14 protein-coding genes are annotated in these 12,313 nt (G+C 66.6%); 11 read left to right on the forward strand and 3 right to left on the reverse strand.

The features are described from left to right. Window positions 1-5 precede the first annotated feature (5 nt). The 6 genes from fahA to PMI15_RS06020 all read left to right on the forward strand — a co-directional run bounded on the left by fahA (window position 6) and on the right by PMI15_RS06020 (window position 7,480). Window positions 6-1,274: a fumarylacetoacetase gene (fahA, locus tag PMI15_RS05995; RefSeq protein ID WP_007865187.1), complete on the forward strand. Its 1,269-nt coding sequence runs from the start codon at window positions 6-8 to the stop codon at window positions 1,272-1,274. A gap of 54 nt (window positions 1,275-1,328) precedes the next feature. Next, on the forward strand, window positions 1,329-2,516 hold the full coding sequence (locus tag PMI15_RS06000) for a cytochrome P450 (protein WP_238541081.1): 1,188 nt from the start codon (window positions 1,329-1,331) through the stop codon (window positions 2,514-2,516). Window positions 2,517-2,558: 42 nt separating this feature from the next. Next, window positions 2,559-2,903, forward strand: a complete 345-nt coding sequence (locus PMI15_RS06005) for an antibiotic biosynthesis monooxygenase (RefSeq protein WP_007865191.1) — start codon at window positions 2,559-2,561, stop codon at window positions 2,901-2,903. A gap of 144 nt (window positions 2,904-3,047) precedes the next feature. Further along, window positions 3,048-5,417, forward strand: coding sequence for a YgiQ family radical SAM protein (locus tag PMI15_RS06010; protein ID WP_007865193.1), 2,370 nt, complete (start codon window positions 3,048-3,050; stop codon window positions 5,415-5,417). A 117-nt stretch (window positions 5,418-5,534) separates the two neighbouring features. After that, entirely contained in the window at window positions 5,535-6,389 is an 855-nt protein-coding gene (locus tag PMI15_RS06015; protein WP_007865194.1) for a hypothetical protein, read from the forward strand. A 188-nt stretch (window positions 6,390-6,577) separates the two neighbouring features. Beyond that, window positions 6,578-7,480, forward strand: coding sequence for a DMT family transporter (locus PMI15_RS06020; RefSeq protein WP_007865196.1), 903 nt, complete (start codon window positions 6,578-6,580; stop codon window positions 7,478-7,480). 18 nt (window positions 7,481-7,498) lie between these two features. Here PMI15_RS06020 and PMI15_RS06025 read toward each other — a convergent pair whose 3' ends face one another. After that, window positions 7,499-8,410, reverse strand: coding sequence for a CoA transferase (locus PMI15_RS06025; RefSeq protein WP_007865198.1), 912 nt, complete (start codon window positions 8,408-8,410; stop codon window positions 7,499-7,501). 164 nt (window positions 8,411-8,574) lie between these two features. On the opposite strand from PMI15_RS06025, the gene PMI15_RS23960 reads away from it, so the two are divergent. The 4 genes from PMI15_RS23960 to PMI15_RS06045 are packed head-to-tail and all read left to right on the forward strand — an operon-like array spanning window position 8,575 to window position 9,981. Continuing rightward, entirely contained in the window at window positions 8,575-9,144 is a 570-nt protein-coding gene (locus PMI15_RS23960; RefSeq protein ID WP_007865200.1) for a DUF2975 domain-containing protein, read from the forward strand. Window positions 9,145-9,162: 18 nt separating this feature from the next. Beyond that, on the forward strand, window positions 9,163-9,378 hold the full coding sequence (locus PMI15_RS06035; protein WP_007865201.1) for a helix-turn-helix transcriptional regulator: 216 nt from the start codon (window positions 9,163-9,165) through the stop codon (window positions 9,376-9,378). Window positions 9,379-9,401: 23 nt separating this feature from the next. Then, the gene (locus tag PMI15_RS06040) at window positions 9,402-9,602 is read left to right on the forward strand and encodes a hypothetical protein (protein WP_007865202.1); all 201 of its coding nucleotides are present in this window, start codon (window positions 9,402-9,404) and stop codon (window positions 9,600-9,602) included. Between the two features lie 49 nt (window positions 9,603-9,651). After that, on the forward strand, window positions 9,652-9,981 hold the full coding sequence (locus tag PMI15_RS06045) for a TfoX/Sxy family protein (RefSeq protein ID WP_007865203.1): 330 nt from the start codon (window positions 9,652-9,654) through the stop codon (window positions 9,979-9,981). A 21-nt stretch (window positions 9,982-10,002) separates the two neighbouring features. On the opposite strand, the gene pobA is transcribed toward PMI15_RS06045, so the two are convergent. Next, window positions 10,003-11,172, reverse strand: a complete 1,170-nt coding sequence (pobA, locus tag PMI15_RS06050; RefSeq protein ID WP_007865204.1) for a 4-hydroxybenzoate 3-monooxygenase — start codon at window positions 11,170-11,172, stop codon at window positions 10,003-10,005. Window positions 11,173-11,300: 128 nt separating this feature from the next. Between pobA and PMI15_RS06055 the strand changes: the two genes are divergently transcribed. Next, a complete protein-coding gene (locus PMI15_RS06055) occupies window positions 11,301-12,143 on the forward strand; it encodes an IclR family transcriptional regulator C-terminal domain-containing protein (RefSeq protein WP_007865205.1) in 843 nt (280 codons plus the stop codon). Here the strand turns inward: PMI15_RS06055 and PMI15_RS24315 are convergent. Beyond that, a partial coding sequence (locus PMI15_RS24315; protein ID WP_007865206.1) for an EamA family transporter occupies window positions 12,140-12,313 on the reverse strand: 174 nt, incomplete at its 5' end. The genes PMI15_RS06055 and PMI15_RS24315 overlap by 4 nt on opposite strands.

Genomic DNA, 12,313 nt, shown 5'->3' on the forward strand with positions numbered 1-12,313 from the left:
CGACCATGACGACACTCCTGAACGCCACCCACGACCCCCAATTGCGCAGCTGGGTAGGCTCCGCCAACGAGGCGAGCGACTTTCCCATCCAGAACCTGCCCTTTGGCACTTACAGCCTTACGCCGCAGGGCGAGCGCAAGATAGGCGTTGCCATCGGCGACCAGGTGCTGGACCTGCGCGCAACCGGGCTGACGGACGCCGGCGACATGAATACGCTGATGGCGCAAAGCCCGCAGGCGATGGGTGCGCTGCGGGCCGCGATCTCGCAAGGCCTGGCCGAGGGCAGCGCCAGGCAGGGCGAGTGGGCGGGCTTGTTGCACCGCCAGGACGCGGTCACGCTGCACCTGCCTTGCCGAATCGGCGACTACACCGATTTCTACACCGGCATCCACCATGCGACCACCGTCGGCAAGCTGTTCCGCCCCGACGCGCCACTGCTGCCCAATTACAAATGGGTGCCCATCGGCTACCACGGCCGCGCTTCGTCCATAGGCGTGAGCGGCCAGCAATTCCCGCGGCCTCGGGGCCAGACCAAGGGTCCCAACGAAGAGCTGCCGCTCCTGCGGCCCAGCCACCGGCTCGACTATGAACTGGAGCTCGGTGTGTTTGTGGGGCAGGGCAATGCCCTGGGCGAGCCGGTGGCCATGGAAGAGGCTGAAGCCCATGCCTTTGGCCTGGTGCTGCTCAACGACTGGTCGGCGCGCGACGTGCAGGCTTGGGAATACCAGCCGCTGGGCCCTTTCCTGTCGAAAAATTTCGCGAGCACCATCTCGCCGTGGATAGTCACCCTGGAGGCACTCGCGCCGTTTCGTGCGGCCTTCACGCGACCCGAAGGCGATCCGCAGCCGCTGCCTTACCTGGATTCGCCGGGCAACCGTCAGCAGGGCAGCCTGGACGTGCAGCTTGAAGTCTGGCTGCAGACACAGGCCATGCGCGACGCTGGCCTGGGTCCCGAGTGCCTGTCGCAGTCCAACTACCGCGACGCCTACTGGACGGTCGCGCAAATGCTCGCGCACCACACCGTCAACGGCTGCAACCTGCAGCCCGGCGATTTGCTGGGCACGGGCACGTTGTCCGGCCCGCGGCCCGAGCAGGCCGGTTCGCTGCTGGAGCTCACCTCTGGCGGCAAGAACGCCTTGACTTTGGCCAATGGCGAGACGCGCACCTTTTTGCAGGACGGCGATGCCATCATCCTGCGCGCCTGGTGCGAGCGCGAGGGTTTTACGCGCATAGGCTTTGGTGAATGCCGGGGGCAGGTTTTGCCGGCGCGGTAAGCACATTCATGCTTCGTTCGCCAGCGAAGCATGGGGCGGGTGTTTGAGGCAAAAATGCTTTCCATGAATCCCGACTCGAATCCCGACAACATCCTCGCGGCGTCCGCCCACCGCAATCCCTATCCCTATTACGCGGCGCTGGCCGCCGGCCCCGCGCTGGTATTTGATGCGCCGCGCAAGCTCTGGATCGCGAGCAGCGCGGCCGCTGTCAAGGCAGTCCTGGGCAATCCGGCCTGCCGCGTACGTCCCGTTTCAGAGCCCGTACCCGCGGCCATTGTCGGCTCGGCGGCCGGTGAGGTTTTCGGCCACCTGGTGCGCATGAACGAGGGCCTGCGCCATGACGCGCCCAAGCTGGCGCTGCAGCGTTTCCTGGCGGCGGTGGATCTCGATCGTGTACAGGCAAGAACGCAAGCGCTGGCCTTGCAAACCGCCGGGGAGGGTGCTTTAAGGGGAGAGGCCCTGTCGCGCTGGGCTTTTGAGGTGCCTGTGATGGCGGTGGCAGACCTGCTGGGCTTTGGCGAGGCCGAGCTGCCGCAGGTCGCGCGCTGGATGGCCGATTTTGTGGCTTGCCTGTCGCCGCTCAGCACGCCGGCCCAGCTCGCGTCAGCCGGCGAGGCCGCCTCGGCCTTGCTGTCGCGCTTTGCGGAACTGGTGAAGGCCGCCAGTGCCCGGCCCGGCAGCGCCTTGGCGCGCCTGCAGCAGGAGGCGGCGCGGGCCGGCTGGCACGATGCGCAGTCGCTGCTGTGCAATGCGGTGGGCCTGCTGTCGCAAACCTATGAGGCTACGGCGGGCCTCATCGGCAATAGCATCACGGCCCTGGCCACGCAGCCCGGCTTGCTGGACGCCATGGCCCGCGAACCCGCAAGGCTGCTGCAGATGGTCCACGAAGTCAGCCGCCATGACCCGTCCATCCACAACACGCGCCGTTTTGTCGCCGAGCCCACCGAGGTCGCGGGCGTTTCGCTGCAGGCCGGCGATGTGGTGCTGGTGCTGCTGGCCGCCGCGGGCCGCGATCCTGCGTGCAACCCCGGGCCCGACGAGTTTTTGCTGGAGCGCCCGGACCGCCAAATCCCCGGCTTTGGCCATGGCGCGCACCAGTGCCCGGGCCAGGCGCTGGCCTGCACCATCGCGGCGGCGGCTGTCCGGGCCTTGTTGGTGTCGGGGCGGCTCCAGAACGCTGCCTCATTCGCCTGGGGCTACCGTCCCTCCATGAACGCCCGTATTCCGGTTTTCACCGCTTGATGCGAGCATCACAGCAAGCCCCACAGCAACAGGAAAGCCCCCATGATCGCGATTATTTTTGAAGTCCAGCCCGCCCAGGGTCAGAAGCAGACCTACCTTGATATCGCCGCGGCGCTCAGGCCGCAGCTCGAAAAAATCGACGGCTTTATCTCCATCGAGCGCTTTGAAAGCCTGAGCACACCGGGCAAGCTGCTGTCGTTGTCCTTTTTTCGCGACGAGGCCGCCGTGCTGGAATGGCGCAAGCTGGAAAGCCACAGGCAGGCGCAAAGCCGCGGGCGCGGCGGCGTGTTTGAGAACTACCGCTTGCGCGTGGCCCACGTACTGCGCGATTACGGCCTGAATGAGCGCGATGAGGCACCGGCCGACAGCCGGCAGGTACACGGCTGAGTGGGATTTGGGTTTGGCGTGGCCCCCGAATCACCCGATAAACCACATTGCTTGACGGAAGCGGGCGCTTTGTAGGGCTTAAATGCCGCATAAAGGGGGAAAACTGAGGGTAAACCTTACAATAGAGGGTTACCCAAAGCCTCCATGAACGCCCCCGTCGACGTCTCCTTCTTCACGCGTGCCGCCAAGCCGCTGACCAGCTACCGCAAGTACTGGGCGGCCCGCTTCGGCACGGCCAAATTTCTGCCCACCAGCCGGGCCGAGATGGACGCGCTCGGCTGGGACAGCTGCGACATCATCATCGTCACGGGCGACGCCTATGTGGACCACCCGAGCTTCGGCATGGCCGTCATAGGCCGCATGCTGGAGGCCCAGGGCTTTCGCGTCGGCATCATCGCCCAGCCCGAGTGGCACAGCGCCGACCCTTTCCGCGTGCTGGGCAAGCCCAACCTGTTCTTCGGCGTGACCGCCGGCAACATGGACTCGATGATCAACCGCTACACGGCGGACCACAAGATACGCAGCGACGACGCCTACACACCCGGTGACGTCGGCGGCAAGCGCCCCGACCGCGCGGCCCTGGTGTATTCGCAGCGCTGCCGCGAGGCCTACAAGGACGTGCCCATCATCCTGGGCGGTATTGAAGGCTCACTGCGCCGCATCGCGCATTACGACTACTGGTCCGACAAGGTGCGCCGCAGCGTGGTGGTCGACGCGAAATGCGATTTGCTGCTTTACGGCAATGCCGAGCGCGCCATTGTCGAAATCGCCCACCGCCTGGCCGCCCGCGAGCCGGTGGCCAGCATCACCGACGTGCGCGGCACGGCCTTCATACGCCGCAGCGGCGACGAAAGCGCCCAGGGCTGGTTCGAAATCGACTCCACCAGCGTGGACACGCCGGGCCGGGTCGAGGCGCACGTCAACCCCTATTTGATGATTTCCGACCAGGCGCGCGAGCAGGGCGCGAGCTGCGCGCGCGAGGACGAGGCGGCCGAAGTGGCGGTCAAGGCCGAATCGGCGGGCTCCGCGGCCAACCCGGCCATCAAGCCGCTGACTTTTGTGGCCAATCCCAATCTGCCGTCCACCGTGCACACCGCGCAGGGCAAGATCAAGGTCCCGCCGCGCGACCGCTCGGTGATACGTCTGCCGTCCTACGAACAGGTCAAGAGCGACCCGGTGCTGTATGCCCACGCCAACCGCGTGCTGCACCTGGAAACCAACCCCGGCAATGCCCGCGCCCTGGTGCAGGCCCACGGCGAGGGCGCCACGGCGCGCGACGTATGGATCACGCCGCCGCCCATCCCGCTGACCACGGCCGAGATGGACTATGTGTTCGACCTGCCTTACGCCCGCTCGCCGCACCCGCGCTACGCCGACGAAAACGGCAGCCACGACGGCACGACCAAGATCCCGGCCTGGGAGATGATCCGCTTTTCGGTCAATATCATGCGCGGCTGCTTCGGCGGCTGCACCTTCTGCTCCATCACCGAGCACGAAGGCCGCATCATCCAGAGCCGCTCAGAGGACTCGGTGATCCGCGAGATCGAGGCGATACGCGACACCGTCAAGGGTTTTACCGGCGCGATCTCCGACCTGGGCGGGCCCACCGCCAATATGTACCGCATAGGCTGCAAGTCGCCCGAGATCGAGGCCGCCTGCCGCAAGCCGTCCTGCGTGTACCCGGGCATCTGCCCCAACCTCAACACCAACCACAACCCGCTGATCAAGATGTACCGCCGGGCGCGGGCCTTGAAGGGCGTCAAAAAAATCCTCATCAGTTCCGGCTTGCGCTATGACCTGGCGGTGCAAAGCCCCGAGTACGTGAAGGAGCTGGTCACGCACCACGTGGGCGGCTACCTCAAGATCGCGCCCGAGCACACCGAGCAGGGCCCGCTCACCAAGATGATGAAGCCGGGCATCGGCAGCTATGACAAGTTCAAGCAGATGTTCGAGAAGTACTCTCTTGAAGCCGGCAAGAAGCAGTTCCTGATCCCGTACTTCATCGCGGCCCACCCGGGTACCAGCGACGAAGACATGATGAACCTGGCGATCTGGCTCAAGAAGAACGGCTTTCGGGCCGACCAGGTGCAGACCTTCTACCCCAGCCCCATGGCCACGGCCACGGCCATGTACCACACCAATAAAAACCCGCTGCGCAAGATCACGCGCGACAGCGAGACGGTGGACATCGTGCGCGGCGAACGCCGCCGCCGGCTGCACAAGGCCTTTCTGCGCTACCACGACCCCAACAACTGGCCGGTGCTGCGCGAGGCGCTCAAGGCCATGGGCCGGGCCGACCTGATCGGCAACGGCAAGCACCACCTGATCCCGACCTTCCAGCCGCTGACCGACGGCAGCTATACCAGCGCGCGGCGCAAGAATTCCACCGGCACGTCCGCGGCCGCGGACAAAGCTGCGCCCGTGGTCAAGGGCCGCCTGCTGACGCGCCACACCGGCCTGCCGCCGCTGGCCCAGGGCGCGGGCGGCAAGCCTTCCGGGCGCAAGGGCCGTTAAGCGCGCGACCTGCGGGCCGCCTCTTCTGGCAAGATGCCCATGGCCGCAGCGAACAAAGCGATCGCCTCAGCGGCTTTCGGACAGACATATCTCTGATCGCAACCCCGGAGAGACCCCATGCTCATCGCACGCAGAGCCCTCGTGGCTTTCACCATGGCGGCCGTCACGGCCTGCGCCTGGCTGGCGCCGCTGGATGCGCCGGCCATGCGGCAGGTCGATGCCGGCCTCAAGCGCGCACTGGTGAGTTTTGCCACGGCGCGGCTGCTCAATGCTGTGATCTCCGTTGCCCAGGGCACCGAGGCCTCGGTGCAGCCCTTCGGCGTCGGCGTGACCTTCACGCCCGGGCAGATCCTGGACCCGGTGAACGACCTGGTCGAGCAGTTTTCGCACCTGATGCTGGCGGCCAGCGTCGCTTTCGGCATCCAGAAGGCGTTGATCAGCATAGGCAGCTACTGGCCGGTGTCGCTGGCCCTGAGCGCCGCGGCGCTGGGCTGGTGGTGGTTGCATTTGCGCAGGGCGCGGGTGCCGCCCTGGCTGTCCAGGCTGCTGGTGATCTTGCTGATGCTGCGTTTTGCCGTGCCGGTGGTGACGCTGGGCAGCGACCTGCTGTGGCAAAAATTCCTGGCGGCAGATTACGCGGCCAGCCAGCAATTGATAGACAGCGCCACCGGCCAGGCCGGGCAGCTCAATCCCGCAGTGGCCGCCGCACCCGACAAGCGCGGCCTGGTCGAGAGCATGAAAGACTGGCTGGCCAAGAACGGCGACGTGGGCAAGCAGGTTGAAAACCTCAAGCACGCGGCCGAACAGGCCACCGAACACATCATCAAGCTCATCGTGATCTTTGTGCTGCAGACGCTGGTAATTCCCTTGCTGCTGCTCTGGGCCTTGTATGCCTTCGTCCGGCAGGTGTTTGAGCGGCCGGGGCGGGGCGGCCTGGTTTACGGCGGCGCTTCCGCTTCGTCTTCGTTATGATGCAAGCCATGCATCTCCAGCTTTCTCCCCCCTCCGTCGCTCTGTGATGCACCCGGCTTGATGCCGGGCTGCGCCCTTTGGCCGTGCCTGTTCCGACGGAACGGCGCGCGGCCTTGAGTTGACGCGCCTGCCCGCTTTTTGTTGCGGCTATCCCGCTCGCGGCAGGTGCATGGACGGAGAAAATTTTCATGAAAACCCAAACATCGGCCGCCCTGGCCTGGGGCGGCGTGCTGCTTGCGGGCGTCTTGTGGGGCGTGGGCGCCCTGGTTGCCCAATCCGTGATGGCCGGGGGCATGGCGCCCTACAGCCTGTCTCTGGCGCGATTCGCGCTGGGCTTGCCGCTCTTGTGGTGGTGGCACTGGCGGCAGCTGCCGGCCGCGCCGCGGACGGCGCAGTGGCGGCATCTTCCCCGGCGCAGCAAGGCCCTGGTCATGGGCACGGGCCTGGCGATGGCGCTGAACGTCACGAGCTGGTTCATCGCCATGAGCCATATAGGCGCGGCCCTGCCCACGGTGATCTCGATCTGCTGCGCGCCCGTCATCGTTGCGCTGCTGTCGGTGCTGCGCGGTTATGAACGCGCGAGCGGCCGGCTACTGCTGGCGCTGGGCCTGGCCTTGGCTGGCGTGGGCCTGATCGCCATGCCCGGCGAGGGCTTGAGCCTGCCGGCGCACTACGCGGCCGGCCTGGCCTGGTCGCTGGCTTCGGCCGGGCTTTATTCGCTGGTGGTGCTGGGCAATGCGCGCATGCCCGCGCAGTTGCCGGCCGTCACCGCCTCGGCCTGGAGCATGAGCGCTGCCGCGCTGCTGATGCTGGGCCTGGCTGTCGCCGAGGGCATCACCTGGCCGCGGCACACGACGGCCTGGCTGCAGGTGGGCTACACCGGCATCTTCACCACCTCGATTGCCTACCTGGCCTTTGCCTGGGGTGCGCGGCGCCTGTCGCCGACTGCGACAGTGATAGGCACGCTGGTCGAGCCGCTGGTGGCCGCTGTGGCGGCAGCCTGGCTGTTTGCCGAGCCGCTCACGGCGCTGCAGGGCGTGGGCGCCTTGATGCTGGGGGCGGCGATGGTGGTGCTGGCGCGGCGGTCCTGAGGACGGGCGCGAGGGCGCCTAAGGCGCCAGCGTGTGCAGCGGGATGTCTTTCTCGACAGCCAGCGCGTCGAGTTCCTTGCGCGTCCTGGCTTTGAGCCAGGCTTCAATCGCCGCATGCGTGGCCGGCGCGAACATGGCTTTCATGCTGGAGGCCTGCACGCCCGCGGCGGCGCACAGGCTGGCCGCGAAATGCGGCTCCAGCGCCGCGAGCGCCACGCGGCCGTCCTTGCAGGCATAGAGGCGGTAGCCCGCATGGCCGCCGCCCACGGCCGCGCCGGGCTGTGTCAGGCCCCAGCTGCGCGGCAGGGCCAGGTAGCCGGCGGCGGCAGAGAGGGCGACCTCGAGGTAAGCGCCCTTGCCCTTGGCCCGCTGGTGCAGCACGGCCTGCAGCACGGCTTCGCTGGCCATCAGCGAGCCGCCCATGTCGGCGTACAGCGTGGCGGGCAGGTCCAGGCCGGTGACCAAATCGTTTTCGGCCAGGTAGGTCAGATCGTGGCCGGGCTCTTCGGCGCGTTCGCCCGGGCTGCCGACGATGGCGACCTGGCTCAGCTGTGGGTGCTGCTTGTGCAGCGCCTTCCAGCCCAGGCCCAGCTTGGCCAGCGCCGAGGGCCGGAAGGAGGTGAGCAGCACGTCGGTTTTCGCGAGCTCGCGCTGCAGCAAGGCCTGGCCGCGCTCGGTCTTGAGGTCGGCCGCGGCGGTGCGCACGCCGGCGTGCAGAGCGGCATAAGCCTCAGGGTTGTAGAGCTTCATCGGGTCGCCCGGGGGCGGCTCAAGCTTGGCGCAGCGCGCACCCATCTGCCTGCAGCGCATCAGGGCCGCCGGGCCGGGCAGGTTGAGCGCCAGGCTCAGCACGCGCACGCCTTTGAGCGGCTGCAGGACGGTGGGTGGGGAGGGGGGGGTGGGGGCGGCGGTAGGTTTGGAGCTGGGCATGGTGTGGGGGCAATTTACCCCAAAGCCTTGCGGCCGGTGTCCCGGGTTGTCGCTAAAGCGCTGGAAACTGTTTCAATAATTTCTGTTTTAAAGATATAAATTATTGTTTTACGAGAATTATTCTGCGACACTGAGGCCCTCTTCACAAGACAAGAGGTGCTCCCTTGAAACACACAGCAACTCCCCAGACCCCTTCCGGGCCTGACGTGCAGGGCATCAGCAGCGTGCTAGCCTGGGCTTGTGCCTTGCTCGCGGTGGCCTTGCCGCTGGCGGTGGCCTACCACCTGCTCAGCACGCCGGTGGAAAGCCTGCTGATGCGCGCGGGCCTGCCGCTGCAGGCCGCGCAGGCCGCCGCCATGGATGTCACCCTGGGCCAAAAATGCCTGGCTGTGCTGCTGGGCGTGCTGCCGGTGTGCTGCGCGTCTTACGGCCTGGTGTGCGCCATGCGCTGCTTCTCGGGTTTTTCGCAGGCCGAGTATTTCAGCCTGCGCACCGTCAAATATTTGCGCGGTTTTGCCGCCGGCATTTTTGCGTCGGTGGTCACTGGCGTGCTGGCTTCCACGCTGGTCACGGTGGTGCTGACCGCCGGGGCGCCGGCCGGGCAGCGCGCGCTGTCGCTGGGCCTGGGCAGCAACGAGCTGCTGACCCTGCTGTTCGCCGGCATGGTGTGGCAGATCGCCGCCGTGATGGCCAGGGCCGTGGCGCTGGCCGAAGAGAACGCGCAGTTCGTTTAATTTTTCCGTTCTCCGCGCGTGCCCATCGTCGTCAAACTCGATGTGATGCTGTCCGAACGCAAGGCCAAGTCCAAGGACCTGGCCGCTTACGTCGGCATCACCGAAGCCAACCTGTCCCTGCTCAAACAGGGCAAGGTCAAGGGCGTGCGCTTTGACACGCTGATGCGCATTTGCGAATTTCTCGATTGCCAGCCGGGGGACCTGCTGGTTTCCCGGCCGGACGATGCCGCTTGATCCACTGTTTCCGGAGTTTGCTTATGAAGCGCCTTGCCATCGCCGCGGTCCTTATCGCTTTACTCAGCGCCTGCGCCGATATCAATTGGGAGCAGACCGCGAAGGAGTCCCTCAAGTCCGCTTGCCGCGGCGCGAGCAATTGCAGCATCCCCTGCGACCGCAACAACCCGGCCACCTTCAACGACCCGCAATGCATCGCGGGCGGCAGGCGTCCATCGCCATAATGGATCACATGAAACCTGGACAAGAAACCTCCGCAGCGGAGCGGACAGCTTGAGCGCAAGCGCCGAATTTGTCAGCTATGTGCGTGAACTGCTGGCGCCGCTCGGAGATATTCGCGATGGAAAGTTTTTTGGCGGCCACGCAATGAAACACGGTGGAAACCAGTTCGCCATGGTCATGGGCAACACCCTGTACTTCCGGGTGGACGACAGCTCGCGGCCGGCCTATGAGAAGAAGGGCTCAAAGCCCTTCAGCTATTCCACCAAAAACGGCGTGGTGCAGGTGCGCAAGTACTACGCCGCGCCCGCCGAACTACTGGATGACCCGGCGCAGTTGCTGGTATGGGCCCGGCAGGCGATCAGTGCGGCGCGCGCGGCCTGACCAGCGCCAGGCTGGCTGAGCTTAAAGCGGCAAACCCACATAGTTCTCCGCCAGCGAGGTCGCGGCCGCCGGCGAATGGATCAGGTAGTCGAGTTCGGCCTCCTGCAGCTTGTGGCCGAATTCGCCGCCGTCCGGGAACTGGTGCATCAGCGAGGTGAACCACCAGGAAAAACGCACGGCCTTCCAGACGCGGTGCAAACAGGTCTCTGAATAGCGGTCTATGCCGGTCTCGTCGCCGGCATAAAACCCGGCCAGCGCGCGCGCCAGGTAGCGCACGTCGCTGGCCGCCAGGTTCAGGCCCTTGGCGCCCGTGGGCGGCACGATGTGGGCGGCGTCGCCGGCCAGGAAGAGCCGGCCGAAGCGCATGGGCTCGGCCACAAAGCTGCGCAGCGGCGCGATGCTTTTTTCAATCGAGGGGCCGGTCACCAGGCTTTCGGCGAGTTCGGGCGCCAGGCGCCGGCGCAGCTCGTCCCAGAAGGCGTCGTCGCTCCAGCGCTCGGCCTTGTCGTCGAGGGCGCACTGCACGTAGTAGCGGCTGCGCGTGTGGCTGCGCATGCTGCACAGCGCGAAGCCGCGCGCGTGGTTGCTGTAGACCAGTTCCTCGGCCACGGGCGGTGTCTCCGACAGCACGCCCAGCCAGCCGAAGGGGTAGACGCGTTCGAAGGTTTTGAGCGCGCTGGCCGGCACGCTGGCGCGGCTCACACCGTGAAAGCCGTCGCAGCCCGCGATGAAGTCGCATTCGACCTCGTGCGCCACACCGTGCTGCACATAACGCACCTTGGGCCGCGTCCCGTCGAAGTCATGCAGGCTGACGTTTTCGGCCTCGTAGGCGGTGGCCAGGCCGGCGGCGGCACGGGCATTCATGAGGTCGCGCGTGACCTCGGTCTGGCCGTAGACCATGACACTTTTGCCGCCCGTGAGCTTTTGCAGGTCTATGCGGTGGTGCGAGCCGCCAAAGCTCAGCGAGATGCCGCCGTGCACCAGGCCTTCGGCATGCATGCGGCTGCCCACGCCGGCTTCGTCGAGCAGGTCGGTCGTGCCTTGCTCGAGCACGCCCGCGCGTATGCGGCCCAGCACATAGTCCTGGCTGCGCTGCTCGATCACGATGGCGCTGATGCCGGCTTTGTAGAGAAGTTGGCCGAGCAAATGCCCGGCGGGGCCACCGCCCACGATGGCTACCTGTACACGCATGCTTGTCTCCGTTAAACCTTGACGGGGCAATGTGCCCATGCGGCAAGGTTATGCGGCGCCGCACGCCGCGCCTAGTGCGCCGGGGCGGCTTTGCACGATGTGCGGCCTGTTTGTGCGATGATCGCGCAATGGTCACTTCCCGAACCGCTGCGAAACCCGGCGCTTTCCCCATCGCCAAGCCCGACCTGATCGAGGGCATGGCCAAAGGCATGGCCGTGCTGGAAAGCTTTGACACCCAGCGCCAGCGCCTCAATGCCACACTGGCAGCCGAGCGCGCCGGCATCACGCGCGCGGCGGCGCGCCGCCACCTGCTCACGCTTACACACCTGGGCTACCTGGAAACCGACGGCAGTTATTTCTGGCTGGCGCCCAAGGTGCTGCGCTTTTCGGGCAGCTACCTGGCGACGGCGCGCCTGCCGCGCGCCATCCAGCCCGCGTTGAACCGGCTGGCGGCGCAGGCCCAGGAGTCGTTTTCAGTCGCGGTGCTGGACGGCGACGAGATCGTCATCATCGGACGCAGCGGCTTTGAATGGAAAGCCTCCGGCGACCCGAAGGCGGCGCCGGCCCGCGTGCTGGCCTACGGCCTGCACCTGGGCGCGCGCCTGCCCGCGCATGCCACCTCCACCGGCCGCGTCCTGCTGGCCGCCAAGTCCAAGAGCGAGTTCAGCGCCTGGCTCAAGGCAAAAACCGAGCACGGCAGCCTGGCACGGCTGACCTTGCACACGACCACGGACCCGCGCAAGCTCAAGGCCCTGGTCGAGCGGGTGCGGCTGGACGACTACTGCCTGGCCAGCGAAGAGCATGAGCTGGGCGTGCATGCGCTGGCCGTGCCGCTGCGCGACATGCAGGGCCGCACGGTGGCGGCGCTCAATGTGGTGTCCTCGCCGCAGCGTTTGCGGGTGGAGGTGATGCAGAAGGAATTGCTGCCCTTGTTGCTGGATGCGGCGAGGGAGTTGCGTTCGCTGCTTTAGTTTTTGGGCGGCGAAGGGCGCACGGCCAGCGCGACGCCGCCCAGGATGGCCGCGCAGCAGGCGGCGAGCGCCCAGCCCAGCGGCTCCCCCAGAAAGACGATACCGCCCAGCGCGGTGATGGCCGGCACCGACAGTTGTACCGAGGCCGCCGTCGTGGCGGGAAGCCGCTT

Origin of the sequence: Polaromonas sp. CF318 (assembly GCF_000282655.1) — a bacterium.
Lineage (GTDB): Bacteria > Pseudomonadota > Gammaproteobacteria > Burkholderiales > Burkholderiaceae_C > Polaromonas.